Source organism: Lactiplantibacillus plantarum (genome assembly GCF_014131735.1).
Lineage (GTDB): Bacteria > Bacillota > Bacilli > Lactobacillales > Lactobacillaceae > Lactiplantibacillus > Lactiplantibacillus plantarum.
On the sequence record NZ_CP039121.1, the window covers coordinates 2,396,932 to 2,422,355 of the forward strand.

The 25,424-nt window shown below is 45.1% G+C and carries 24 protein-coding genes; 11 read left to right on the forward strand and 13 right to left on the reverse strand.

Going from position 1 to position 25,424, the window contains the following annotated elements:
- Nucleotides 1-223 precede the first annotated feature (223 nt).
- From E5260_RS11370 to E5260_RS11385, 4 genes are all read right to left on the reverse strand, one after another.
- Nucleotides 224-685: a threonine/serine exporter family protein gene (locus E5260_RS11370; RefSeq protein ID WP_003641229.1), complete on the reverse strand. Its 462-nt coding sequence runs from the start codon at nucleotides 683-685 to the stop codon at nucleotides 224-226.
- Between the two features lie 33 nt (nucleotides 686-718).
- On the reverse strand, nucleotides 719-1,468 hold the full coding sequence (locus E5260_RS11375) for a threonine/serine exporter family protein (RefSeq protein WP_003641228.1): 750 nt from the start codon (nucleotides 1,466-1,468) through the stop codon (nucleotides 719-721).
- 168 nt (nucleotides 1,469-1,636) lie between these two features.
- On the reverse strand, nucleotides 1,637-1,837 hold the full coding sequence (locus E5260_RS11380) for a cold-shock protein (protein WP_003641227.1): 201 nt from the start codon (nucleotides 1,835-1,837) through the stop codon (nucleotides 1,637-1,639).
- A 251-nt stretch (nucleotides 1,838-2,088) separates the two neighbouring features.
- Nucleotides 2,089-2,736 (reverse strand): metal-dependent transcriptional regulator, encoded by a 648-nt coding sequence (locus E5260_RS11385; protein ID WP_003641226.1) that lies wholly within the window; start codon nucleotides 2,734-2,736, stop codon nucleotides 2,089-2,091.
- 211 nt (nucleotides 2,737-2,947) lie between these two features.
- Between E5260_RS11385 and E5260_RS11390 the strand changes: the two genes are divergently transcribed.
- Nucleotides 2,948-3,292, forward strand: a complete 345-nt coding sequence (locus E5260_RS11390; RefSeq protein WP_003644081.1) for a hypothetical protein — start codon at nucleotides 2,948-2,950, stop codon at nucleotides 3,290-3,292.
- 503 nt (nucleotides 3,293-3,795) lie between these two features.
- Here E5260_RS11390 and E5260_RS11395 read toward each other — a convergent pair.
- Entirely contained in the window at nucleotides 3,796-4,260 is a 465-nt protein-coding gene (locus E5260_RS11395) for a MerR family transcriptional regulator (RefSeq protein ID WP_003641224.1), read from the reverse strand.
- A 129-nt stretch (nucleotides 4,261-4,389) separates the two neighbouring features.
- On the opposite strand from E5260_RS11395, the gene E5260_RS11400 reads away from it, so the two are divergent.
- Complete coding sequence (locus tag E5260_RS11400; RefSeq protein ID WP_003641223.1) at nucleotides 4,390-5,868, forward strand: MDR family MFS transporter; 1,479 nt, start codon at nucleotides 4,390-4,392, stop codon at nucleotides 5,866-5,868.
- Complete coding sequence (locus E5260_RS11405) at nucleotides 5,868-6,590, forward strand: DUF4811 domain-containing protein (RefSeq protein WP_003641222.1); 723 nt, start codon at nucleotides 5,868-5,870, stop codon at nucleotides 6,588-6,590. The genes E5260_RS11400 and E5260_RS11405 overlap by 1 nt, the downstream gene beginning before the upstream one ends.
- Before the next feature lie 769 nt (nucleotides 6,591-7,359).
- Here E5260_RS11405 and E5260_RS11410 read toward each other — a convergent pair.
- On the reverse strand, nucleotides 7,360-8,502 hold the full coding sequence (locus tag E5260_RS11410) for a hypothetical protein (RefSeq protein ID WP_025015641.1): 1,143 nt from the start codon (nucleotides 8,500-8,502) through the stop codon (nucleotides 7,360-7,362).
- 984 nt (nucleotides 8,503-9,486) lie between these two features.
- Nucleotides 9,487-9,705, reverse strand: coding sequence for a helix-turn-helix domain-containing protein (locus E5260_RS11415; protein WP_003641218.1), 219 nt, complete (start codon nucleotides 9,703-9,705; stop codon nucleotides 9,487-9,489).
- A gap of 330 nt (nucleotides 9,706-10,035) precedes the next feature.
- Between E5260_RS11415 and E5260_RS11420 the strand changes: the two genes are divergently transcribed.
- The 8 genes from E5260_RS11420 (at nucleotide 10,036) to E5260_RS11455 (ending at nucleotide 19,532) form a co-directional block, all read left to right on the forward strand.
- Nucleotides 10,036-10,737 carry an AzlC family ABC transporter permease gene (locus E5260_RS11420; RefSeq protein WP_003641217.1) on the forward strand — a complete coding sequence of 234 codons (702 nt, stop codon included), beginning with the start codon at nucleotides 10,036-10,038 and terminating at the stop codon, nucleotides 10,735-10,737.
- On the forward strand, nucleotides 10,734-11,060 hold the full coding sequence (locus tag E5260_RS11425) for an AzlD domain-containing protein (RefSeq protein ID WP_003641216.1): 327 nt from the start codon (nucleotides 10,734-10,736) through the stop codon (nucleotides 11,058-11,060). The genes E5260_RS11420 and E5260_RS11425 overlap by 4 nt, the downstream gene beginning before the upstream one ends.
- Before the next feature lie 470 nt (nucleotides 11,061-11,530).
- Nucleotides 11,531-13,432 carry an asparagine synthase (glutamine-hydrolyzing) gene (gene asnB / locus E5260_RS11430; protein ID WP_003641215.1) on the forward strand — a complete coding sequence of 634 codons (1,902 nt, stop codon included), beginning with the start codon at nucleotides 11,531-11,533 and terminating at the stop codon, nucleotides 13,430-13,432.
- 4 nt (nucleotides 13,433-13,436) lie between these two features.
- Nucleotides 13,437-14,639, forward strand: coding sequence for an aspartate kinase (dapG, locus tag E5260_RS11435; RefSeq protein WP_003641214.1), 1,203 nt, complete (start codon nucleotides 13,437-13,439; stop codon nucleotides 14,637-14,639).
- Nucleotides 14,640-14,833: 194 nt separating this feature from the next.
- Entirely contained in the window at nucleotides 14,834-16,315 is a 1,482-nt protein-coding gene (locus E5260_RS11440) for a UDP-N-acetylmuramoyl-L-alanyl-D-glutamate--2,6-diaminopimelate ligase (protein WP_015825270.1), read from the forward strand.
- Between the two features lie 343 nt (nucleotides 16,316-16,658).
- Nucleotides 16,659-18,059 carry an MFS transporter gene (locus tag E5260_RS11445; RefSeq protein ID WP_003641212.1) on the forward strand — a complete coding sequence of 467 codons (1,401 nt, stop codon included), beginning with the start codon at nucleotides 16,659-16,661 and terminating at the stop codon, nucleotides 18,057-18,059.
- The gene (locus E5260_RS11450; RefSeq protein ID WP_011101236.1) at nucleotides 18,043-19,059 is read left to right on the forward strand and encodes an alpha/beta hydrolase; all 1,017 of its coding nucleotides are present in this window, start codon (nucleotides 18,043-18,045) and stop codon (nucleotides 19,057-19,059) included. The genes E5260_RS11445 and E5260_RS11450 overlap by 17 nt, the downstream gene beginning before the upstream one ends.
- 143 nt (nucleotides 19,060-19,202) lie before the next feature.
- Nucleotides 19,203-19,532 (forward strand): bacteriocin immunity protein, encoded by a 330-nt coding sequence (locus tag E5260_RS11455; RefSeq protein WP_003641210.1) that lies wholly within the window; start codon nucleotides 19,203-19,205, stop codon nucleotides 19,530-19,532.
- A 208-nt stretch (nucleotides 19,533-19,740) separates the two neighbouring features.
- On the opposite strand, the gene E5260_RS11460 is transcribed toward E5260_RS11455, so the two are convergent.
- From E5260_RS11460 to E5260_RS11485, 6 genes are all read right to left on the reverse strand, one after another.
- Nucleotides 19,741-20,409 (reverse strand): histidine phosphatase family protein, encoded by a 669-nt coding sequence (locus E5260_RS11460; protein ID WP_003641209.1) that lies wholly within the window; start codon nucleotides 20,407-20,409, stop codon nucleotides 19,741-19,743.
- 131 nt (nucleotides 20,410-20,540) lie between these two features.
- Nucleotides 20,541-21,158 carry a GNAT family N-acetyltransferase gene (locus E5260_RS11465; RefSeq protein ID WP_003641208.1) on the reverse strand — a complete coding sequence of 206 codons (618 nt, stop codon included), beginning with the start codon at nucleotides 21,156-21,158 and terminating at the stop codon, nucleotides 20,541-20,543.
- Between the two features lie 2 nt (nucleotides 21,159-21,160).
- Complete coding sequence (locus tag E5260_RS11470; RefSeq protein ID WP_003641207.1) at nucleotides 21,161-21,925, reverse strand: YibE/F family protein; 765 nt, start codon at nucleotides 21,923-21,925, stop codon at nucleotides 21,161-21,163.
- Entirely contained in the window at nucleotides 21,922-23,172 is a 1,251-nt protein-coding gene (locus tag E5260_RS11475; protein WP_015825265.1) for a YibE/F family protein, read from the reverse strand. Before E5260_RS11475 ends, E5260_RS11470 begins: the two co-directional genes overlap by 4 nt.
- Nucleotides 23,136-24,137 carry a hypothetical protein gene (locus E5260_RS11480; protein ID WP_003641205.1) on the reverse strand — a complete coding sequence of 334 codons (1,002 nt, stop codon included), beginning with the start codon at nucleotides 24,135-24,137 and terminating at the stop codon, nucleotides 23,136-23,138. The genes E5260_RS11475 and E5260_RS11480 overlap by 37 nt, the downstream gene beginning before the upstream one ends.
- Nucleotides 24,138-24,556: 419 nt before the next feature.
- On the reverse strand, nucleotides 24,557-25,339 hold the full coding sequence (locus E5260_RS11485) for a flavodoxin family protein (protein WP_003641204.1): 783 nt from the start codon (nucleotides 25,337-25,339) through the stop codon (nucleotides 24,557-24,559).
- Between the last annotated feature and the right edge of the window lie 85 nt (nucleotides 25,340-25,424).

The following is a 25,424-nucleotide window of genomic DNA, read 5'->3' on the forward strand; positions in this document are numbered from 1 at the left end:
AAGGCGCCAACTGAACTGCTTAGTAGAGCAGTTCAGTTGGCGCCTTTTTCTGTATTGAATGCGAGTCGTAATAACTAATCTAAGCGCGTAACTATTCAGAACGCTGGCACACGGCAAATTAGTCGCACTAACCCACCACTTTTGGCGGAATTTATTTATGGCGCTTAGTCTTAGCGTCCGCAAACTTTGTTCACGATTCACAACTAATCAGCCAACAGTTAGGTTACGACTCCAATCGGTGCAACCGCCACTGGCGAATACAAAATGCGATAAGCCGGTTGAGTAATTCAGCTAATAAGAATCCCAATGCAATCGCACCAGTAATCATAATCACTTGCAACGTGAATGAAACCGCCTCACGATAATTACCCAGCGCAAAGTTACGCACCATCTGATAAGCCTGACTGCCGGGCACGAATGAAACTAAACTCGGAATATTGAAGATAATAGCGGGCATCTTCTTGTAGCGAGCTGCTAAGCTGCTGAGGACGCCAATACCGACCGAGCCAATTAAGCTTCCTAAGACGACCCCACCATCAAAAGCCTGAACAATCAAATAGCCACCCCACGTTAGGGTACCAATCCAGCCCGCAACGTTTAACGCTTGATGTGGAATATTAATAATCAGGCCAAACCCCAGTACCGCAATGTAAGCCAGCACTAATTGTCCAATTGTGCCCATCATGATCCCTCCGAATACCCAGGCTAGTGCCCGTACTTAAAATAATGTAATGACAACGGCGATCCCAAAGCCTAGTGCTGCCGCACTCAGCATCGCTTCCACGCCACGTGCAGGCCCACTGACGAAATTACCAGCCAGAGTATCTCGTACGGCGTTTGTTAATGGCACTCCGGGCACTAGTGGCATCAACGACCCGATAATAATATCATTGACATTGGTTCCCCACCCAATCTGACACACCCATTCCGCGCCAAACCCAATTAGAAGTGCCGCCGTTAACTCGCTCAAAAATTTAATTTTAAGATACCGGTTAAGCAGATAAAAGACCAAGTAACCTAATGTTCCAATAATAACAGTTGGCCACGTATTAACAATTTCCTGACGAAACATAATCATCAAGGGGCCACTGACTAAGGCTGCACCGACCAACTGCAACCACAACGGAAATGAGCGCGAAGCTGCATCTAACTGATTAAGCCGTTGATATAAAGTTGGTAAATCAATGGTCGTAGCCGCAAATTCACGGGATAACTGATTGACCTGTGCCACTTTTTCAAGATCGATCGTTCGCTGGTTAACCGCGGCAATCTGCGTTGCATTACGTCCTTGAATCGACATCATGACACCCGTAATCGTCACGTAGGTATTGGCAGCAACAACCCCCGCATTCTGAGCAATCCGCATCATCGTATCATCTACTCGCGAAATCTCCGAACCATTCTCGACCATGATTTTACCAGCCTTCAAGCAAGTCGCAATAATCATCTCATCGGTTGTCACTGTCATCCCACCCTTTAATAATCAGAATTACATTCTCTAATAATTCTTACTTTAGCCAATGTCTGGCTGTTAGTAAAGCTTTATTTATGATAATTAAGCATCCGCTGCAAAACGACAAAAAACCGGTGATGAGAATTAATTCTCATCACCGGTTTAAGCCATTTAAGCTGTTAATTATGCTTTTGTAACGTTAACTGCTTGTGGGCCACGATCGCTTTCTTCAACGTCGAAGTTTACAGCTTGGCCTTCATCAAGACTCTTGAAGCCGTCTTCTTGGATAGCTGAGAAATGTACGAATACATCGCTACCGTTTTCGCGAGTGATAAAACCAAAACCCTTATCAGCGTTGAACCATTTAACTGTTCCGTGTTCCATAATAAAAAATCCTCCTAGTGCATTTTGCACGTATAAAATAATGTAAATCATGATTCGGTACAAATGGGGATAGTTTATTGAAACGATCTGACCAAAATTACCTAACCAAGCTACAAGAACAATTGTAGCATATTGTTTCTAAAAAGGGTAGCCAAACACCATGATTTCCATGAAATGTTTATGTGATGATAAATGAAACAGAATAACTAACTAACAATTAACAGGTTTGTTCGGAAATAGGTGCCGCATGCTTACTTTACAAAGACATTGTGCGCCGCTTTATAGCTAACTGGGATTTCCTCGCCCGTTTTCTGAATGGAAACGGTAACAGGGCCTTCAAATGGATCGTGCTTTAAAACCGTGACCTGCTGTCCAATCTTGAGCGGTGTATCATGCAAATAAACTAATAAATCATGATTATCAATAAATCGCTCAATCGTAACCGTTGTGCCATCCTGCGTATCTGCTAAACTCACATGACTGTCTTCCTGATAATGACCATCCTTATCGGGAATCGCGCCACCATGCGGACAATGCGTCGGATTGCCTAAAAAGGCTTCCAAAGAATCCACTAGTCGTTCACTGGTCACATGCTCCAGCACTTCCGCTTCCGTATGCACGTCTGGCAAATCATAATCCAATTTATCAACTAAGAAATCTTCCCAGATTCGGTGCTTGCGAACTAACGTTTCAGCGTAGCGAATGCCTTTCTTTGTTAACGAAATCCCAGCATACGGGGTATGCTTAGCCAAGCCTTCCTGAACTAATTTACCGACCATCTCCGTTACAGAGCCGGCCGCGATGTCTAAACTTAAGGCAATTTGCTTATTCGACACCTTTTTTTTCGTACCACCAAGCTCGAAAATAATTTTTAAGTAATCTTCCTTCATGGGGGTCATGAATATTCTTCACCTCAACTAAATAGTTACTTCTGATTCTCTCTAATATAATTCTAACATCTTACTACAATTGAGACACCAGTTCTAGTCTCTAATAACGACAAAGCTTTGAAATAATTGCCTAATCGTGACATAATTAATTGTAGCGCAAAATAACCAATTTGGTTACTAATTTAGAAACGTGCTTGTTCAACTAAGGAGGAACCGCATCGTGAATGATGATGCTCAATTATCAATTACGCAATTGGATAGTTCTTTGCAGCACAAGGCAGTTGAAGACTTTGCCGCATTCTACTTACCACTTTTTGACGCTAACAACCTTGAAATGATGTCCAACTATGATGTTGCCAGCTATATGACAGACATCAATGAACACCTTACTTACGGCCGCTACATGACCAAGGCTCAGCGCTTGAGTGACACCGTTAGTTTTTCATTTACCGCCTACGTCAACTTGATTGATCGACTCGATCAACAATACTTTACTAGTGGTAATCCAGCACTACCATGGAATGAATGGTTAGCCGCCAAGTTTGCTCAAACTGCGACATCTTAACAATTCCTACTTAATTAACGCGCGCTACTCGTGATTATTTCATATAGAAGTAGAATTAATACTAAATGAAAGACAAGCACCACGCGTACTTATAGATTATTTAAAGAGATTGAGTTGATACTCGGTCTCTTTTTTGTTGATAACCACACTGATAGATTACGTTTTAACGTACGAAAGTACAAAAAAGCCCCAAGCTTTCCCGCAGCACTTGGGACCTCTGGTAAATATCATCACCGGGCGATTGAAGACTACTACTAGTTTCAATTACACGTTGTTTTATGCACGATTACTACCTAGTTCTAGCTAGGCATCTCTCAGCGCTTATTCGCGCTCCGTTGTAAATCCTTTTGCAAAGTTAAACTTCAAAACACGACCAACATGACAACGGTCAACCCAGCCATAAGATCGGTTGACGAACGGGAAACTTAAATGCCCAAGTGACTTACCGACATTTACCAACTTAAATTTAACATTAATTAATCGGTTACACAAGCTGAAGGTTGCTAGCGCTCTGACTTAACGGGATAAAGTCGATAATGTGGCGTCTCATCTTGAATATAACAATAAAGCTGTTGTGTCTTCGCTTCGTCAAAATATCCCAACTTGACCATGTGGTGACCATCCCGTTCTTCGATTCCTTGAAAAGCCGTCATCATAAAGATGCGCATCATTTCCATTTGGTTATTATACCCATCGGCCCGCTCGACAGCCGCTGCCAGTGTAAAACCCTCGTCTAACATCATCTTGATAAAATGAACACGCATCAGCATACCATACGAATAACGATGCGTGGTATTCTTCTCACTCACTTTAAGACTATGAATATAATTTTTCTGTTCCCAGTAACGTAGCTGTGTCTGAGAGACGCCGGTCATCTTCGCCAAATCGCTAATTCCGATTGTGAATTGATGCTTACCCAGCTGTTCTTTAAATTTCTTAAAAAATACACCGTCTTCTTGCTTATCCACGGGTCAACCTCTTTTCTAACATTTTCAATACTCAGTATATTATTTTTAATATTAATGTCAAGCTTGTTGACAAAGTCGATAAATCCGATTATATTAGACAACGTACTTTTTTAGAGAGAAGGGATTTACTTGTCAACTCCTGTTGATACGCATGGGAAGCCTTATAACCGTGGCTTGCTCATTGCAGTTTTATTAGTTGGTACTTTTTGTACCGTTCTTAATCAAACGATTTTAACCACTGCCTTCCCAACGTTGATGAAAGATTTCGACATCACAACGTCGACCGTGCAATGGTTAACAACCGGGTTTATGTTAGTCAACGGGATTATGATTCCCGTTAGTGCGTGGTTAAGTTCACGGATTTCCACTAAATGGTTATATCTTTCCGCAATGGCCATTTTCGAAGTGGGTACTATTATCTGTTGGACAGCACCAAACTTTGGCTTCTTATTGGCTGGGCGTTTGATCCAAGCCGTTGGGGTCGGGGTCACCATGCCATTACTTCAAACGATTATGCTATCTATCTTCCCTGCTGATAAGCGTGGGGCTGCCATGGGGACTGCCGGAATTGTTATCGGTTTGGCCCCAGCCATCGGTCCAACCTTATCTGGGTGGGTTATCGACAACTTATCATGGCGTGATTTATTTGGTTTGATCGTTCCAATCGTCGCAATCGTTCTAATCGCTGGCTTCTTCTTCATGGCCAACGTCTTGGAAACGTCTAAGCCAAAATTAGACTTTGCATCCTTGGTACTTTCTACCATTGGTTTTGGGAGCTTACTATACGGCTTTTCATCCGTTGGTGACAATGGCTGGACGTCAACCGTGGTTCTCTCAACTTTAATTATTGGTGTTATCTTCATCATTGGTTTTATTTGGCGTCAATTGACGATGGAAAATCCATTCCTCCAATTACGGGTCTTCAAGCATGCCGAGTTCACAATTGCAGCTATTTTGAGCTCAGTTGCTAACATGGCCATGGTAGGGGCCGAAATGGTTATTCCACTTTACCTGCAAATTATTCATGGTTTCTCCGCCTTTGAATCTGGGCTATCACTATTAGCTGGTGCCCTAATGATGGGGGTTATGAGTCCAATTACCGGCCGGGCCTTTGACCGTTTTGGTGCCAAACGCTTGGCAATTTTAGGGATGTTTTTACTGACAATCGGGACCATTCCATTTGCCTTCATTACTCGTAATACCGCAACGGTTTACATCGTGGTTCTCTATGCCGTTCGGATGTTTGGGATTGCCATGGTCATGATGCCGGCAACTACCGCTGGGATGAACGCCCTTCCCGTTGAACTAATGGGTCATGGGACTGCCGTTAACAACACGACGCGTCAAATCGCTAGTTCCATTGGGACTGCCATCTTGACTTCCGTCTTATCAAACGTTACGGACGCCACAAAACCAGCTCATAGCTTGATTAAGAGCAATCCACTTGGTTATCAGAACAGCTATTTCAACGCAACCTTAAATGGTTACCACGCGGCTTTCTGGGTTGCCGTGGGCTTCTCAGTTGTCGGGCTCGTCGTCGCGTTCTTCATGAAAGGCAAGCAGCATTCCGTTAAGCCAGTAATGAACACTAAGGAGGTGAACGACTAATGATTCTCGTACTACTCGTTGTTAGCGCAATCGCGCTCTTCTTATCATTTATCTACGTTCACCAAAACACGTTACGAATCAGCCTATCCGTTATCTTTGCGGCACTCTTAGTGACCTCGATCGTCTTCGTCTCCAAGAATGATGGTCAACATTACGGGATGGTCAAAACAACGACGACCACCACGCAATCATTAAAGTCTGCTGGTAGTAGCAAGCAACTTGATTTATTGCTCTATCAAAGTGTGGGTACCGCTGACAAGCACCGGGTCTATATTTATAAAAAGACCACTAATCAGAAAAAAGTTAGCCATACGACAGCCAGCGTCAAGACTGCTAACCAAGTTAAGACGACGACCGCGACACCTAAGTTAGTTACTAAGACGACACGGTGGACTTATAAGAGTAACGCCATGAAGTTCTGGTTTGGCTTAGCCAACAATGACAAACAGTTGATCAAGCGAACCAACTACTTCTATATCAATAAGAACTGGGTCGTACTTAGCACAACCCAAGCTAAACAATTCAGTAAATTGATGAAGCAACAGCAAGCGACATTAAAAGCGCGTGCTAAAGTCTACGTGACTAATCAGGTCAAGGCCGCAATGGTCAAGAACCCGACAATGAGCAAAGCGCAACTCGCAAAAGTTCAAAAAGCAGCGGCTGCTCAATATCAAGCCAATGCCATTCAGAGCATGCTTAAAACCGTTAAAGCTAGCAAATAACTTGAACTAACAATTAAAAATAGCTGACAAGACCCCGGCATGCCGGGGTCTTTGTTGTCTAAAGATCATCATGGCTTGTCCCCCCCTTTCACTAACGTCTTGCCAAAACTAGCGCCGGCGCCCCAGCGTCAAGACCACACTTATTCAAAATCGATGCGCCGGTTAATTATGCCGGTGGTTTACAAAAAATTCACGTTTCTTTTCTGAAAATGTACACTATCTTTACTAAAACATGATTTTGATGCTTTCGAGCAAATGATACGATTATCACGTACCAAGTTGATTGTTACGATGTCATTAGAAAGTCAGACGTCTAAAGGAATGATTACGTGTACTATCACTCAACATCAGGATTGTTTTGGATCATCATCGCCCTTTTACTTTATATGCTTAGTAAAACAGACCCTAAAAATTTTATAATTAAGCAAATAAGACGATTTGGTTGGCTGATCAACTTGGCTATTCTGACTTACATTATCGTCAGGCAAATTCAGCAACCCACTGGCGTATTACAAATCATGGTCTTAATAGTCATCGGATTTTCAACAATGAGCTCGATTTACGCTCGCTTTAAACATCAGCCTTAATCAACGCTAAGATAAAGGCTTGCCCGTGAGCAACTGGTACTCAGACATGTTCGGCAACAAACTCCACGTAAGAAAACAAGCGTCCGCGTTGATCTAATCAACGCGGACGCTTGTTTTTATGTCGCCCATAACTGCATTATTAAAACTGTCAGACGATCTTTGGTGATTTTACCGCTGAACGACTAACAACTAGCCGACGCAAACAGCCGGTCGGCCACTGACGGTTGAACAGGTGCCGGGTTGAGTAGACTCTCGGCGTCATCGTAGTCATCATCATCGTCATATTGATCATCAGTATCATAATCGTCGTCATCAGACTCACTATCAGTATCATCATCGTAATCGTCATCGGATTGGGTTTCGCTGTCATCGGCGTCATCACGATTCGAATCTTCATCGTCATCATCTTCTGAGTAATCCGAATCGCTGTCAGCATCGCTATTAGTATCGGAATCATCGTCGGTATCGTCATTCGAATCCGTATCTTGATCACTCCAATCGTCATCAGCCGAATCCGCGTCGGTGTCGTTCGTGTCATCATTCGAATCAGTCGTTTGCTCATCCCGATCCGAATAATCGTCATTATCGTCGGCCTGATCGGCATATTCGTCATCTAATTCTTCAGCAGCATCATCCACATCACTATCGTCGGCAAAAAGTGCCAAAATGAACCAATCGGGCACATCGTCTAATGCGGCCATGTTCCACTTGTTTTTAGCGGCAGCAATCTTCCGACGTAACGCCGCTGCTCGTTTCGCTTCAGCCGTACTAACTTTCATATTCGTCTTGGCCTTTTTTGCCGCAGTCAATAACTGTTTTACCTTAGCCTTCAACGGTTTCAAATATGGCTTTTTATCCCAGTTGATGGCTGCGCAACGTTTGAGCACGTCCGCTGAATAGTTGCCGTTCTTCACCTTTAACTGTGCTTTAACATCATCTGACAATTGCTGATATTCCTGATAATCACTGGTTACGGTGACTTTCAACTGTTTCAGCTTATTCGTCAAACTTGTTGCCCCGTTCGTAATCTTGACACCCTTATCAACCGTCGTCAGCGCCGTTTTAACTTTTCCGGCCTTCAACTCCGATGTGGTCGTCAAGTAGGCCTGCGTTTGATCCCGGTACGCCTGTGCCTTTTCATCCTTGGGCTTCTGCGCTAGCGCGTTATCAAAATACGTCAGCGCTTTTTGGTATTTATTCTCAGCAACCGCATTTAACCCCTTCTCGATTGACTGCGAATACGCCTTGTTATGGCAGCCAGCTAAACCGACCACCATCAAACATAACAGTATCAATAATGATACCCGGTGCTTCCCCGATTTCATCCCTGCTTCACTATCCTTTTTGGTTGGTATTTATGCTTCAATAAGTATACCGTTAGTCCCTCAATCCTGCTAGCCCATATAAATTAATTTATATTCCGATTGAACATTTAAAAAATAGTGTCCGCTCCAAAACACCAATCAGGACTAATTATGATTAAACCGTGCCGATTAGGTGGATTCCTGTTCGTCAGCCGGTGCGCGTCCTATGTCGACCTCCGGGGCTGGGTGACAATTGCTGGAACGTAAGCCGACGTCGATTTGAGCTAACGCATAACCCGCGTCATCTCAAATACGAGTCTTATTCTAAGCCGGAAGCAACCCACTTCCGACTAAGAATAATTTGGCTACTGAGCATTGTCACCCAGCCCCTCCGGTCGGGAAACCGCTCGAATGGCTGATGAACGACCACCTAATTTGGTACAATTAGTAGCTGACTATTTTGATGCTGGAAGTTTAAACAAAGCGCTAGGTGCATTAAGCACTCTGTCAAGAGATTAAATCCTACTACACCGATTCAGGATTAGTGAGCCATCTCAATATTATTTTTAGTCTGACAGTTGATTGACAAAATTACCGTTTATGAAAAGCAACGACCAATTCATCAAAAGTTGGGTACCTCACCGTCTGCCATTCGAATACTATCCCGACTGGAAGGCATTTTTGACAATGCCCAGTGGTGAAAGTTCACTTAGCAAGCGTTCTGTGCTTGGTTAGTGAAAGGCCAGTATTTGAGACGTGGTTTTTCGGCTCAAATCTGTGCCCACCACGTTCCGGCAATTGGCAGAAATGCCTGGAGGTCGATGTAGGACGAACCAATCTAAGCATATTTACGCTAACTTGAACTTTTCCCAGCGGGTCTAAGCTGGCTGCTTTTGAACTTAAGAATCGGCACGTTTTAATCATGATTGTTTAATAACGATGAGTAATAAAAAAACAATCGCACCAATTCTAGTAGAATCGGTGCGATTGTCTTAACTTACTTATTTATTGAGCTGCACACTGTTCACAAAGTGGCATTAAATCTTTCAAATCCTCGACGGATGAGCCATTTTCTAAGAAGCAATTGACCATATCTAGCCAATATTCATCATCGGCGCTAAAATGCGCGTTGACATCCTTGCAAGGTAATAACCCGGCATTGGTATAGGCGACGATTTTATCAGCAGCGACCCCGCTATGGGCTGCTAATTGTTCCAGAGTCATTTTCTCTCACCATTTGTCCTTTCAAAAAATCAATGTGATTATGTTACGCCCCCAGCTTTTGAAATGCAAGCAACAATTTCGTAACGTCACGATTAAAAGTCAATGATAATTTTCTTCATTATTTTCACCGAAAGTATTAAACTAATTCTTAACCCGCCTTTGCCTCATTCGTCACCTTACTATTGGCGGATATCAAGCGTGCTTTTTCATCATAACACGCACTCAAACTTAACCTACATAGTTATCCTGTTTCATGAACCACACTAATTGTCAGATAATCCCATTTAGTGTTGGTTAACGCATACTTATTGAATCGGAGGTCGTACATTTATGGATTCTAGTTTAACCTTTCGCGCGGGCATCAAAGATGTCATTCCCACCGTCTTTGGATACATTGGCGTTGGCCTAGCAATGGGCATTGTCGCCAACACGAGTCACCTATCAGTTTGGGCCGTTCTACTCATGTCACTAATCGTCTATGCTGGTTCCGCACAATTTATTATCGTCAGTATGCTCCTAGCAGGTAGTCCGATTTCGGCAATCGTCTTATCCACTTTTTTGATTAATTCACGCATGATTTTAATGAGCATGTCAGTCGCTCAATATTTCAAAAAAGAGTCGTTATTGCAAAATATCGGACTGGGATCGTTACTAACTGATGAGACCTTCGCGCTCAGCATGAACAAGCTCAATCAGACCAATCAACAATTAAAAACGAGTTGGTTACACGCTGCTAACATTGTGGCTTACTTGGTTTGGGCAGCCGCGACAGTGGTGGGGTGCCTTTTAGGTAACTTGATTACTGACCCTAACCAATTCGGCTTGGATTTCGCCGTTGTTGGTATGTTCATTGGTTTACTTTACTTGCAGATCATCACGGATCGCAGTAAATCATTGCCGACCCAGTTGTGGGTCGTACTATTTGTGGCCCTCGCCATGTATTTTCTCATGCGTTGGGTTCCGGGCAACTTGGCTTTGATCTTTGCGACGCTACTCGGTTGCGGTTTTGGAATGGTGGTGGACCATAAATGAGTACTTACATTTTTGTGACCATCTTACTCTGCGGCCTCGTGACTTGGCTATCACGCATTGTCCCGTTTGCCATCATTAAAAATCTGTCAGTCCCCCAATGGCTAATCAGCTTTTTATCATTTGTGCCAATTGCCATTATGACCGCTATTTTTGTTGAAAGTCTGCTCACCTACCATGCGGGACACTGGCCAGAATTTAATCTCCCAAATATTTATGCCTCAATTCCTGCCATTCTTGCAGGAGTGCTCACCAAAAGTTTACTAGCCGTCGTTATAACAGGCATCGTTGCCATGGCCGTATTGCGCCTAGTTGGCTGGGCTTAGAGCGCAAGGGCACATCTAATTTAATATTCCCACTTAAACGTCCCGCAAATTTGTGCATGAGTTTGCGGGATTTTTCTGTGACTTTTTCAGCCATAAGGCCGGCAATCAGCATCTAAATGTGTCATGTCAATAACGGTCAATTCGAACTAACCAAATAGTCAGTAGAAATCCGCTCCGCCAAGGAACCGGCATCTAACTGATTGGACGTTTCGCGCAACATGAAATTTTTATCAATGAAAGCGTTCCATCTGCGCGCTCCGCTTTATCTTATGAATTAAAGCAAGTATAATAGTCAAAGTGTACGTCGCGGATTGTCAAGCATAATTATGACAGACATTGGTAAGAAACCGTTATAATTGTTCAGAGTGCTTTACATCCGTGAATGAAACGGGTAAATTAACAACGAACCATCTGTACACATATAGTAGATAAGAACTGTCTAAACTTTAAAGATTGAGAGATGAACAGACATGTGCGGTTTTGCTGGTTGCTTAACTGATCGGACTAAAGCGGATAACGCAGCTTACGATCAGACCATCCACGAAATGACTAAAATGATTGTCCATCGGGGACCCGATGATGACGGTTATTTTGCTGATGACAACATTACCATGGGTTTTCGGCGCTTAAGTATCATTGACTTAGCCGGTGGTCACCAACCACTATCTTATGATAATGAACGTTACTGGATGACATTTAACGGGGAAATTTATAACTACGTTGAATTACGTGAACAACTCAAACAAGAAGGCTATGAATTCAAAACAAGCTCCGATTCTGAAGTAATTCTTGCGATGTACGCCAAGTACCACGCTGACGCAACGAAGTACTTACGGGGAATGTTTGCTTTCGTCATCTGGGATAAACAAGAAAAAACGTTATTTGCCGCGCGCGATCAGTTCGGGATCAAGCCGTTCTATTACGCTATCAGTGGCGATGACTTCTATTATGCTTCTGAAAGCAAGGCCATTTACAAGATTTTAAAGGATAAAACCTTCGATAAAAATGCCTTACAAGATTACATGACGTTCCAATTTGTTCCTGAACCAGAAACACTCACAAAAGAAATCAAAATGCTCGCCCCTGGTTGCTCCTTGACGAAAAAGTTGGGGTCTGCGCCACGGATCGATCGGTATTATCACCGTGAATTCCATCCGGTCCAACGTTCTGAAGACGAGTATGCCCAAAAAATCAAAGATGCCTTAATTGACTCCGTTAAGATTCACATGCGTTCCGATGTACCAGTTGGTTCTTTCCTTTCAGGCGGGATCGACTCATCAATCATCGTCGCGATTGCAAAAAACTTCAACCCAAACCTTGAAACGATCTCCGTTGGTTTCGAACGTGAAGGGTATAGTGAACTTGACGTTGCTCAAGAGACCGCTGAAAAGCTTGGTGTTAAGAATTACAGCATGACGATTACGCCTGAAGCCTTCATGAAGGCCTTCCCGCACTTTGTGTGGAGCATGGATGATCCGTTGGCTGACCCGGCCGCTGTGCCGCAGTATTTCTTAGCCAAAGAAGCGGTCAAACACGTTAAGGTTTGTTTGACTGGTGAAGGCGCTGACGAACTCTTCGGTGGCTACACCATCTATCATGAACCAGAATCATTGAAACCGTTCCGCTACACGAAACCGATTAATGGTGCCTTGAAGCGTATCGCACTCATGATGCCAGAGGGAATGCGTGGTCGGTCATTCTTACTACGAGGGACCACCCCATTAGAAAATCGCTATGTTGGGAACGCCTTTATCTTTGGTGAACAAGAAAAACAAGCCTTCTTCAAGAATTACAATCAGAACCATCCGTTCCAGTCCATCACGCAACCGCTCTATGATGAATCCGTCGACTATGATCCAATCAGTCGGATGCAATTCATCGATATGCACACGTGGTTAAACGGTGACTTGTTGCATAACGCCGACCGGACAACGATGGCGCACAGTTTGGAACTGCGGACCCCGTTTGTTGACCGTGAAGTGTATAACTTAGCAGCCGAAATTCCAGCTGATCTTCGAATTAGTCACGGCACAACAAAGTACATTCTTCGTAAAGCGGTCGAAGACATCGTGCCAGCGCACGTCCTTCACCGTAAAAAGCTTGGTTTCCCAGTACCAATTCGGTTCTGGCTCAAAGATGAAATGTACGACTGGGCTAAGCAGATCATTAACGATTCGCAAACTGACCAATACTTCAATAAGGACTACTTCTTGAAACTCTTAGATGACCACAAGGCCGGCGTTCGGGATAATTCTCGGAAACTCTGGACGGTCCTCACCTTCATGATGTGGCACCGACTCTATGTCGAATCTGACCACTTGATGGATAGCCCCGAAGCTAACGCCGTTGCGGAAAAAGTCGAGGAGTTTTAGATCAATGGAAATTATTGTTCAAAAGTTCGGCGGCACGTCAGTCAAGGACGAAGCCGCCCGTATTCAAGCTTTAAAGCACGTTCAATACGCCGTCGATCAGGGCGATAAAGTCATTGTCGTTGTCTCAGCAATTGGCCGGAAAGGTGCCCCTTACGCCACCGACTCATTACTCGGATTAGTTGGGGCCGAGCACTCCCGCTTAACCAATCGAGAACTCGACATGTTGGTCTCAGTTGGGGAAACCATCTCGACCGCTGTCTTTACCGAGTTAGCGCGTAAGCAAGGCCTAAACGTCACGGCCATGACTGGTCATGATGCTGGCATCGTGACTAACGACGATTTTCAAAATGCGAAGATTCTCCGCGTTGATCCGAAACCAATCACGGACGCCTTTATTGACGCCGACGTGGTAGTCGTAACTGGTTTTCAAGGTGCTACTGAGAGCGGCCACATTACTACGATTGGCCGTGGTGGTTCCGATACATCAGCAGCCATCCTCGGCGCCGCTTTAAAAGCAAAACGTGTTGATATTTTTACTGATGTCAACGGCATGATGACTGCCGATCCACGACTCGTCACCCACGCCCGCTTCATTAAGGCCATCAGCTACGAAGAACTTGCTAACATGGCCCATGAAGGTGCTAAGGTCATTCATCCGCGTGCTGTTGAAATTGCAGAACAAGCTCACGTGCCGATGCGGATTCGGTCAACTTATCAGGAACCCGACGAATTAGGGACTTTAGTCACTGACCGGACCACGACCCAAATCGAACATTATCGTACCGTGACAGGGATTGCACACCAAACTGATTTGACGCAATTTACTGTTCCTACCGATACGTTAAGTTCAAGTGCCATTTTCCAATTGATGGCACAGCACGGTTTGAGTGTTGACTTTATTAACATTACACCACACCAAGTTGTCTTCAACCTGGTTGATGGTGACGCGGACGTTGCCAAGCAACTACTGACTGACGCGCACGTCCATTGTCAGTCAATTGCGAACTGTGCTAAAGTTTCCGTTGTCGGTGCTGGTATCACTGGGACACCCGGCGTCACTGCTCGGATCGTCTCGGCATTAGCTGCACAACATATCGATATTTTACAATCGACCGATAGTTATACGACCATCTGGGTGCTCGTTAAGGAAGCCGATTTAAAAGCGGCCATGAACGCCTTACATGATGAGTTCTTAGGAATCGAATAACCATCCCTGCAAGTCCGGCTTAATTGCCGGGCTTTTTTGTTGACCTAGATTGGCCTGGAGATGGCACGTTCAACCAGCAGTACACCATGTACCGAGCGATTACAAGCTTAATTTCAATTCTCATTTGGGGTGACAATTATCCGGTTTGCATGTATTCTAGAAACAGTAACTTTATTGAAAAGGACGCTAATATTATGCAAGCAAGTCAATTAATTAATAGTTTAAAATTCAAGCAGGTTCAGCCCGCCTTGACCACGGACTTTGATGTCACCATGCTGACGCAGGATACCCGCGAAGTTCAGCCCGGCGCCATGTTTATTGCCGTCGTTGGTTATCACGTCGACGGTCACGACCTCGTTGATCAGGCCATCGGAAAAGGGGCCAAGATCATCGTGGCGTCAAAACCTTTAGACGTCAACGTACCGGTCATCTACGTTGAAAACACCGAACGCGCTATGGCAATTCTTGCCGACGTTTTCTACGGTGCGCCTAGTCAAAAGATGCGGATGATTGGGGTGACGGGTACCAATGGTAAGACCACTGTCACCCACCTGATCGAACAAATCTATCGTGATCAGCAGCAAGCCACCGGCCTGATTGGGACCATGTATCGCAAAATCAAGGATGAAAAACTGCCAACTGCCAACACCACCCCCGACGCCATCACAACGCAACGGACTCTAGCGGCCATGCGGGATGCCGGTGTTGAAACTGTCGCCATGGAAGTTTCTTCAATTGCCCTCGTACTCGGACGGGTCTGGGGGATTGATTACGACATCGCCGTTTTCACGAACTTGACGCAAGACCATTTGGATTTCCACAAAACAATGGCTAAGTACACGGAAGCCAAGGCCATGCTCTTTGCACAACTGGGCAATAAGTACAGCGCCGACGGAACTAATAAGGTCGCTGTTCTGAACACCGATGATCCCGTTGGCCGTGAATTTGAACAGTATACGGCAGCGCACGTACTAACATTTGGACTCAAACCAGATGCCATGATCAACGCACAAAATGTTGAAATCAAGAGCCACGGGACTGAATTTGACCTCTCCGTCTTCGGCCACGTAACCCACGTGACGATGCAACTGATTGGCCAGTTCAACGTGTACAACATGCTGGCGGCCTTCGCCGCAGCTTACGCTAGTGGCATCCCCGAAGACCAAATCATTAAGTCACTGGAGAAGGTTACCGGCGTTAAGGGCCGCTTCCAATCCGTTCCTTCCCACACGGGTGTCAGTGTCATCGTTGACTACTCACACACTCCGGACGGCTTATTGAATGCCCTAGAAACGATTCAAGATTTCGCGACTAAGGATATTTATTGCGTCGTCGGCTGTGGTGGTGATCGCGACAAGACGAAACGGCCAAAGATGGCTAAAATTGCTGTCGAACACAGTACTAAGCCAATCTTTACTTCTGACAATCCTCGGACGGAAGACCCAACCATGATTCTAAATGACATGGTTGCCGGCGTGCCAAACGCCGACGTGCCCGTCTACGAAGACCGCCACGTTGCCATCGCCAAGGCCATTGAAGCAGCACAACCCGGCGACGTTGTTTTAATCGCTGGTAAAGGCCACGAAGATTATCAAATCATCGGCCGGACTAAGCATCACTTTGATGACAGTGAAGAAGCCGCTAAAGCACTAGCTCTGAAACCAACCATTGATTAATGGTCAAAACAGAACTGACCGACAAGGCTATTTTCAATTCTATTTCTGTTAACAATTGGTGACATCCGCGACACGCGTCTTTAACCATTAACACCCCCAGCAACAGCTAATTTGATTGGCCGTTGCTGGGGGTGTTTTTTGCTTGTTTGGCTTTCTCCCAACCAGCGCTACAAAACAGGCATCAGTCGTGTTTGTACAAAAGATGCACCCACCTTTCGATTATTAACCAGCCAAACTATCGCCTATCTTTGATAATTCACCTAATTTGGAAATATAATTATGTTGATAAAAGGGGTTAATTATCATTGTTAGTTTAAGTTTAATTCGTTTGGGGGGATTTATAATGTCAATTTTTCAAACTTGGAAACGCCGAATTGCATACGGTTCCACTGACATGGCCGGTAATATTATTTGGCAAATGGTCAGCACTTACTTACTGTTCTATTACACAACGGTCGCGGGCATCTCAGCTGCTTTTGCAGGAATGCTGTTCTTCGTCGTGCGCTTCATTGATGCGTTTGATGCATTGATTTATGGTTATTTGATTGATCATACACACACGAAGTATGGACAATCGCGCCCCTACTTTGTGTGGTTTGGCATTCCGTTAGGGTTGCTGGCCATGTCGCTATTCATGATTCCATCATTTGGCGGCAATACCACAATGCGACTCGTCTACATTTCAATCACTTACACTTTCTTTAGCCTGATTTATTCTGGTGCCAACACGCCCATTACTTCGATTTTACCAAGCTTGACTGATGATAGCGTTGAGCGGACCAAGTTAGCGAGTGCTCGGATGGTCATGACAACCATCGGGACCAGTGCAGTGGCGGCCATCACTTTGCCAATGGTTAAATTACTCGGCAAAGGCAATCAGTCGAAAGGTTTCACCCTCTGGGCTATTATCTTAGGCCTCGTTATCATGGGACTCTTCATCTTTGCTTTTCTCAATCTCAAGGAAACTAACGGTGCACAAAATCCAGACGGTACCACTGAGTCAGCCGAATCACTCTCAATCTGGCAAAGCTTGAAGGGTGCGGCTAGCAACAAACCATGGCTATTATTAGCCTGCTCATTCATTCTGCTACAAACCTTCTGGATGCTACGGGGAAATTCAGCGATCTTCTTTATCAAATACGTCTACGGTCGGCCTGAATTAGCGCCAATTTTCCTGGGGATTGGCTTTGTTTCCGTCATCGGGAACCTGTCCGTACCATTCCTATCACAACGCTTTAAGAACCGTAACGTTTTGCAGTTTTCACTCGTACTGGGCGTTATCGGCCAACTACTGCTGCCAATCGCTGAAAAGATGCGTAGTGTGAGCCTACTAATTGCTGGCTCCGTCATTTTCTTGATTGCGATGGGGATCACGTTCACGATTGTCTTCGCGATGCTATCAGATACCGTTGACTACTCAACGAAAGTACTGGGCCTAAATGAAACCGGATTCTTATCTGCCGTACCAATGATTGGCGCCAAATTAGGAATGGGAATTGGCGGTTTTCTAGCCGGTCAATTTCTCGCATGGGGACAATTCAATGCCAAGGCAGCTGTACAGTCCGGACGAACCATTACATTTATTAATCTCGCTTTTATTTGGATGCCGATTATTTTATTAGCCGCGATGATTTTCATGATGCAATTCTATCGGTTAGACGAAAAAGAATTACAAGCCAACAAGGCCGAGGCAGCGGCTAAAGTTGAACCTAAGGAGGATGTTGAATATGATGCCAACAATTAATTCGATTCAAACAACCGTCAACGGCGTCGTCAAAATCGTTAAACCATTTAACAACGACATCGCCGGTGAACAATTTGACCCGCACGTCCTTCAAACACTAACGGCCTTCAAACAACCAGCCATCCTTGAAAATGATCTAGCGGCGCTCCGCAGTGGTAGTTTAACCCCCGCCATCGCGGACCCTGTTGGTGATGCGGTTACAGTTCAAAGTCGAAATATTACGGCTCTGAATCGCACGGTCAGCGTTGAATGGCTGACACCACAAAATGTCATTAATCACACAGTACTGGTCTACTTCCACGGTGGTGCCTTTTACGGCGGTGTTCCCGGCAATAATACGGTCCTTTTAAAGCTGGTCGCAGCTAAAAGTCACTGCGAGATTCTTAATGTCGATTATAGCTTAGCGCCAGAAGCACCAGCACCCGCTGGTATTTTAGACGGGCTCGCGATTTTCCAATATTTGGAACAACGTGACGCTGAAACAATGATTACCGTTGCTGGCGATTCGGCTGGCGCTAACGTCATCATGGCTGCAACAAATCTGAATCAACAACTCGGTAGCAATCGTATCAATCAACAACTGCTGTTGTACCCAGTTACCGCCCCAAATGCTGACCACGCCGGTCCACTCTGGGATTTGGCCGCCTTTCCGATTATTGACTCACAGCGTGCCATTCTCACCAACTATCACGACCTCTTTCGGCAACTTGACAGCATCATGACGGATTATTATGTTCCAGAGAACTTTGATTCACATTCTCCACTCATCTCACCGCTACACCAGGAAAACTTCACAATGACACCACCAACCACGATCATGGTCGGCGAGTTTGATCCCTTCCGACCACAAGCTTGGGCTTATGCACAACGCCTGGCCGCTGCCGATACTGCGACCACGTTTATTCAGTATCAGGGCTTGAACCACGCTTTCGCACCATTAGTGGATCAGTATTGGCAAAGCCAAGATGTGGCCCAAGTGATGGCGGCCGCGTTAATTTAGCGACCAGGGCATATCAAAAATCACCAGTATCACGTTGCAGAAATCACATGTAAAAAACAAGCGGACTGATAAAAACCGCCCCGCATTTTACTATCCGAAATGCGGGCGGTTTCCCGTTAAGCTAACATTTAAGTCTGAGACTTGTGCTATACTCTTGGCATGGGGGGATTAACGTGAACAAAAATGATAAAGCCAAGCGTTTGATGCAACAAATCGACGTTGCCTATAATGATCCTGAAGTTAAACAAGACGCACAAGTTCGTGCTGACTTACTTCGCTATGCTATGGAACTTGACAAGAACGGTAACTATTTATTAATTGCCACTAAAGTTAACGGCATGGCAATGCGCGTCATGCGTGATCACATGCACCAACCACTCCAAGCAATTAACACACTCTACACCCAAACCGCCCGCACCTCCGAATATTATTGGGGCGTGGCGGCAGCTAGTATTTTTAGTGGGCTGTGGTAAAGCACTATCACGTGCGAGCGCTCACTATAAATCATATTAACAACAGTTTTGAACCGGAACACAGACAAATAACTTGAATCAACCGTTAATTTCAAAGGGACGCTCCTGACAAACCATGCCAGAAGCGTCCCTTTACTAACTACTTAAAATTTTATCGATCAGAGTCAAGTTAACAGCTAAAGTAAGGCGTTGTACTTGGCTCAGCCATTTACTTCAAGTACCCGGTTTCATTCCAAGTCGTCAGTTCAAAATGCTGATTATCCGTCGTCGATAACACTGTCAGGCTATCATTATCCACGATTCCGTGGCCGACTGTCTTCATAACTTGCCCATCGACCACAAAAGGTGCTCGTAATTCTGCTACGGGGACACCCATTAACGCCTTGACAGTCATCGTCGTCACCAGGCCGTGCGATACAATTAATAGTGGTTGCGTGCTAGCTACCCCAACTTGATCAATCAAACGATGTAGCGTCGAAGTCGTTCGGGTGACAAAATCCGCATAACTTTCGCCACCGCCAGCTAGTTCCGGTCGGTATTCGGCGGGTTTAGTAAAAATAACTTGGGCGTAGGACTGCGGCTGTACTTCCGCTTCCTGTTTGCCGTCCCAATCACCAAAATCAAACTCACGCAAGCCATCGTCGATTTGAATCGACGGTTGCCACTGATTGGCAGCCACAATGTATTTCGCCGTATCCAGCGCTCGTTGCTGCGGACTGCTATATACTGCTGAAAATTGGGTGGTTCTTAAGTAATCACCAGCGGCCTTTGCCCCATCGATTCCGCTAGCAACCAGCGGGGAATCTGCTCGTCCACCTTGAAATCGGTGTTCTAAGTTATATTGTGTTCGACCGTGACGAATGAAATAAATCTGCATGGCACGTTCACCTTCCTAATCCGTTCAATAGTTTAATTCTAACTGTGTCATGCTCAATAGAAAAGTCTTCAGTGCCATAATGACGTAAAAAAATACCGTGGTCTAAGAAACACACCACGATATTTCAGTTATTATGATAAAGGCTTAACCAAGTGCTGGTACGGATGTGTGCCAATCATGAGCTGACCATCCGGGACAAAACCATGCCGGTGGTATAACTTAGCTGCTCGGGGATTGCCATCATCAACGTTTAAACTCAGTTTCGTGGCCCCCAGTTGACCAACGAGTCCTGGTAATGCTTCTAGTAAGGCACTACCAACTCCGTGGCCCTGAGCTTGCGGATCAACTACCAACATGCTTAAATACCACTCATTCGGCCGGGTCTCACCACCTAATTCCAGTGGTGCCTCAAACCCCGCATGATGACCTGAAGTCGTCCGCAACAAATCGTTTACAGCGGCTTCATTCTTCGCTAAGTGCCCGAACGCGACACCGACGATTTTGTGAGCCATGACCGCCACAAAAGTCTGCGCTAACCCATCTAAATTGGCCGGTCGCTGATACAACTCAGTCAACATTGCCAATAGGTCGGCCTCGCTAACATTTTTTAAGACTGGCATTTCCATATCACGGTAAATCATCGCAATCAATGGTGCAATTTGAGCACTATCTTGCGGTTGTGCCGTTCGAATTTCCATCATCACAACGCTCCCAACTGTTTTCTCAACCGTAGCAAATCCCGCGGTCATCGTCAATCGTTGTGCTTAATTTGTTGCCGATGTTGAATCGTCATCACCCACGTCGTGACGGGAACTACCAGGATAACGCCAATTAACGAGAATAATACCATTAATACTTCCGCAACAAATATTTTATTATTGATAACACTCCCGAAGGAATAATGTAAGCCCGCAAACCAGATAAATAGCGCCAAGAAGCCACCAAAAAAGCCGAAAAACAAGGTATTAAAAGTCGTCCCGATAATCTGCTTACCAATACTGATACCATCGATATAGAGTCGCTTAGTTGGCAACTGCGGATGCTGCGCCAGAATTTCACTCAGACCCGCCGCAATCGCAATAGCAGCTTCCGCAATGGCCCCTAGTGTACTTAAAATTGCTTCAGTTACTGCTACGCCAATAAAGGAGACCCCAATGGCTAACGACATACCTTCCAGATCTTCACTATCTTCTAAACTAAAGCCCTGCGCCATGATCCAATTTTCAACGGGAAAAATAATCAGCACTAAAATGACCATAACAATCAATGCTGCAATATAAGCTGGCTTGGCCGCCACTTCGTTGTCCTCCCCAAAGAAAATCGTGAAGGCCAAGATGATTGTCCCAATGACCAACGACACCCCCATTGCTGGAAAGCCCCATGAAATCAAAACAACGGCTAAAAACAACAATCCAAAGTTAAATAACAAACTCAAAAAGGCCGTCGCTCCAGTCTTACCACCAATTAATGTCATCAATCCTAGTAAGATCAATCCTAAAACGGTAATCGTGTTCATGCCATCACCGCCTTAGGCATCAATCGACTGGCTAACCAACTGGCTACTGGAATCGCTAAAACGATACCGATACCAGAAATCAAACTTTGGACCATCCCCAACGACATATTCATTGTAAAAGTGTAACCCCAGCTATTGCCGTTACGGAAATAGAGCAAAGTCATCGCGAAAGTATCCGCCATGAAAATCAAAAATAGCACGTTGATCAAGGGTCCCATAATAGACCGGCCAATTTGAATACCCGACTTAAATACTTGTCGTGGTGCAATGTCCGGGCGCTCCGTTTTCAATTGAAACAATGAAGCAACAATATCTGTTGATTCATCCATGACTGCTCCGAGTGAACCGAGGACTGTTTCGACTAAAAATAACGGTCGGGGAACCTGCGTCACGTACTGCATCGATTCATAAGTCACACCACGCTCATGGGTCACCGCAAAGACGATCAGACTAATAATGACAGCCAGTCCCGTGCCAACCACAGTCGCACCCAATGTTACTAACATTTGACGACTAAAACCGAGAACTAGCAACAGTGTGAGCACGGCGAAGATTACGGCCAATACGCCAAAGAGCAGGTAAATGTGACCACCATTAGTAGCTAAATCGATCTGAATGGCGGCATAAAATAGTACAGCGTTGAGCGCGACACTCAAAAAGGCCATCAGACCGCTGAAACGCATAATTAACAAGAGCAGTGCTAGGGCTAACCACGCGACAAACGCCAATGCGGTATCTCGTTTTAACCCCTGAATCGTCACTGCACTACTATGATCGCTAGGAATCCGTAAGAAGACTTGATTACGGACGTGATACGGCTGATCCATTGCGCCTGAGCGCGTATACGTATTCTTGATCTGGTAAGTTCGACCACGATGTGCCTTATTGAGCACCCGGACCGTTACCAACTGTGTCACTGTCGCATCCTTATTCTCAAATTCATCCGTCGTCGTGCTTCGACTCTTAGTCTGCACGTGGGTCACTTGTGCAACTGTCTGCTGATAAAGTCCCGCATTAACTCGGGTCAATCCAACCCCGATTAGTCCTAAAATAATCACCAGCAGTGTTAACCACAACCCCCACCGTTGCTTGATTCGCTGTTTCACATTTTCACCTTTTTTCACTTCAATGGTCACCAGTTTACCACCCATTTTCCAATACAAACTTCGATTCTGGCAATCTTTAACAGAATCTAAGTTTCTACGGTAATCTAGGCCGTTACTTGAACGCGTAAAGCTTTCAGCCAAGCAATTTCTTCCTCATCGTGGAGGCGCTGAGCAATTTTTAGTCCCTTTTCAATCAATGCCAGGGCCTGTTCAGGTTGCTGATGGACCCGCCATTCATAAACGGCAGTTAACTTATAATGAGCCAAAGGTTGGTAACGACGTAATAACTGTTGAACACCATCATCTTGATACCAGGCTATGATCTGGGGGTCACGATGATTGGTGACCAAGTTCCAGTACAATGTCGCATCTAAATACTTCGCCAAATCAGCTGGCGGCAACGTATTGAAACTTGGCTCCAAGCGACTCAACCCCGCTAACAGTTCGGGGGTGTCCAGCCCATGTTGAAGTCCCCATTCCAGAATCAACCAGGCTTGCCGGACGACTAAATAATTCCGATTGCCACCATCGCGCGGCATAACAATCATACTCGCATCAAGGTCACGGACACTACCAGTCTGAACCTTAACGGCCGCAGCACACGCAGTGACATACGCGGCGGTCATCGCCGCCGTTGATTCGCGTGCCTGCCGAAATTCCTGGCCCGCCGTGGGATAACCGTGCAAGTTCATTGGTAATAATTGGGCGGCTTTCAACGTATTGACCCAGATCCAAATAATGAACGAAAACAACCATAAATCGAAACTAAACTTAAATTGATTCAGAGTTATTAAACTGAGCATGACCGTCAGTAAGTTGAACAGGCCACCGCCAAAACAATAAATGGCGTGATTGAACCGTTTGGCATCCGCCGGGGGTGCTGCCACGATATGTGGATGACGCGTCAGCGGTCGTTCTAATTTCCAATGACCACGAACCCGACTTAATTGAAGTCGAAAACCGGTAATCCGGACAATTCGAGCACCAATTAATCGAAATCCGACCCACTGACCGAGCCAATGGATTAACGTCGCACCTAGTTCGCTGGCGACTAGTGCCAATCCTAGCCAACCGACTGTTGCAATAAATTGTCCAAAAACTTGCATGCTATTCCTCCTCGTACCTTGATTGACAGCCTTTATTTAACAAAATTAATTTTGAAATCAATAATACGTTTTTGGGCATGACCCATGATTAGTTTTTGACAAAGTTAGATTCAAAAACCGGCAGCTTGGATGCGCCAAAACCGAAACCAATCACAGCATGCTGCCAAATAAAAATTCATCTAATTTAACATGTTTTAATTATGGTTCATACGCCTGGCAACCAGTACCAAGTGTCCTCATTTTCTAATTCGACGATACCATATTAATTATACGCGTAGACACTGAAATAATCGCTGGTACTTCGTAATTGTTCTTATTATAGCAAAACAAGCTGACCTCCGGCGATTAAGACGCCAAGCCCAGCTTGCTAATCAATTGAATTTTAATGTCGTTGTTGCTGAATGCACATGCCGTATCCCTTAACGACGCCGGTGTTTAACAACAGTGAAGAAATGTAAAATCATTGCTAAAAGAACATAAAAGACGACGACAAAGACGCCGTAGTAGGCCCAAAAATTGTTCAGCGGAATCAATTGTTGAATCCCCGCTTCGATTCCCATGGTTAGTAGTGCCATCACCGCAATCATGAAGAATAATTGAATATACCGTTTCACCGTACTGTCATCCCTTTCCTTTTTATGTGCAGCCCGCGCGCCGACCCGTTCACATTCTGCTTGCTTAGCAGCTGTGATGGTTTGCATACCCCACGTTTTAGTTACGACAATCTCCCGTAATTTGATGAGACCACCCATCGTCAAAAATTTATCAAGTGTTTTAAACGTTGCGTCAGTCACGCCGGTCAAATAATTTTCAATACCACCCGCGTAACAATCCGTGATCGTCACATAATGCTTGTTCTTAAAGCGATCAGGTACTGCTTCACCCACGGAATTAAACCGTGCGATCCGCCCCCGAAAACAGTCACAGAAGTTTTTCATTACCCCCGATAAGCTCCCCAAATAGGTTGGTGCAGCTAATACCCAGACATCCGCCGCCATTAATTTTGCTTCCAGCGCGTCTAAGTCAGCATTCGGTTGACTATCGTGATCTGGTCGCAACTCATAATCGTTGAGGTTGACTAGTTCCGTGTCAGCGCTGGCCGCGGCCCCCTTTAAGACGGCTTGCAGTAGCTGGGCAGTCACGCCATCAGCGCGATGCGAACCTAATATTCCTAAGACTTTCACATTTTCCACTCCCATCATTCATTCAAAAGCTATTTTTATTTTAACGCATTTCAACATAAAAATATGGTTATCAAACGAACAGCAATTGTTAAACCCGCTAATA

Excerpts from the sequence above, each read along its gene's own strand:
- E5260_RS11370 (WP_003641229.1), bottom strand. The coding sequence starts at position 685 with ATGATGGGCACAATTGGACAATTAGTGCTGGCTTACATTGCGGTACTG.
- E5260_RS11375 (WP_003641228.1), bottom strand. The coding sequence starts at position 1,468 with ATGACAGTGACAACCGATGAGATGATTATTGCGACTTGCTTGAAGGCT.
- E5260_RS11380 (WP_003641227.1), bottom strand. The coding sequence starts at position 1,837 with ATGGAACACGGAACAGTTAAATGGTTCAACGCTGATAAGGGTTTTGGT.
- E5260_RS11385 (WP_003641226.1), bottom strand. The coding sequence starts at position 2,736 with ATGACCCCCATGAAGGAAGATTACTTAAAAATTATTTTCGAGCTTGGT.
- E5260_RS11405 (WP_003641222.1), top strand. The coding sequence starts at position 5,868 with ATGATTCTCGTACTACTCGTTGTTAGCGCAATCGCGCTCTTCTTATCA.
- E5260_RS11410 (WP_025015641.1), bottom strand. The coding sequence starts at position 8,502 with ATGAAATCGGGGAAGCACCGGGTATCATTATTGATACTGTTATGTTTG.
- E5260_RS11415 (WP_003641218.1), bottom strand. The coding sequence starts at position 9,705 with ATGACTCTGGAACAATTAGCAGCCCATAGCGGGGTCGCTGCTGATAAA.
- E5260_RS11420 (WP_003641217.1), top strand. The coding sequence starts at position 10,036 with ATGGATTCTAGTTTAACCTTTCGCGCGGGCATCAAAGATGTCATTCCC.
- E5260_RS11425 (WP_003641216.1), top strand. The coding sequence starts at position 10,734 with ATGAGTACTTACATTTTTGTGACCATCTTACTCTGCGGCCTCGTGACT.
- asnB (WP_003641215.1), top strand. The coding sequence starts at position 11,531 with ATGTGCGGTTTTGCTGGTTGCTTAACTGATCGGACTAAAGCGGATAAC.
- dapG (WP_003641214.1), top strand. The coding sequence starts at position 13,437 with ATGGAAATTATTGTTCAAAAGTTCGGCGGCACGTCAGTCAAGGACGAA.
- E5260_RS11440 (WP_015825270.1), top strand. The coding sequence starts at position 14,834 with ATGCAAGCAAGTCAATTAATTAATAGTTTAAAATTCAAGCAGGTTCAG.
- E5260_RS11445 (WP_003641212.1), top strand. The coding sequence starts at position 16,659 with ATGTCAATTTTTCAAACTTGGAAACGCCGAATTGCATACGGTTCCACT.
- E5260_RS11450 (WP_011101236.1), top strand. The coding sequence starts at position 18,043 with ATGATGCCAACAATTAATTCGATTCAAACAACCGTCAACGGCGTCGTC.
- E5260_RS11460 (WP_003641209.1), bottom strand. The coding sequence starts at position 20,409 with ATGCAGATTTATTTCATTCGTCACGGTCGAACACAATATAACTTAGAA.
- E5260_RS11465 (WP_003641208.1), bottom strand. The coding sequence starts at position 21,158 with ATGACCGCGGGATTTGCTACGGTTGAGAAAACAGTTGGGAGCGTTGTG.
- E5260_RS11470 (WP_003641207.1), bottom strand. The coding sequence starts at position 21,925 with ATGAACACGATTACCGTTTTAGGATTGATCTTACTAGGATTGATGACA.
- E5260_RS11480 (WP_003641205.1), bottom strand. The coding sequence starts at position 24,137 with ATGCAAGTTTTTGGACAATTTATTGCAACAGTCGGTTGGCTAGGATTG.
- E5260_RS11485 (WP_003641204.1), bottom strand. The coding sequence starts at position 25,339 with ATGATGGGAGTGGAAAATGTGAAAGTCTTAGGAATATTAGGTTCGCAT.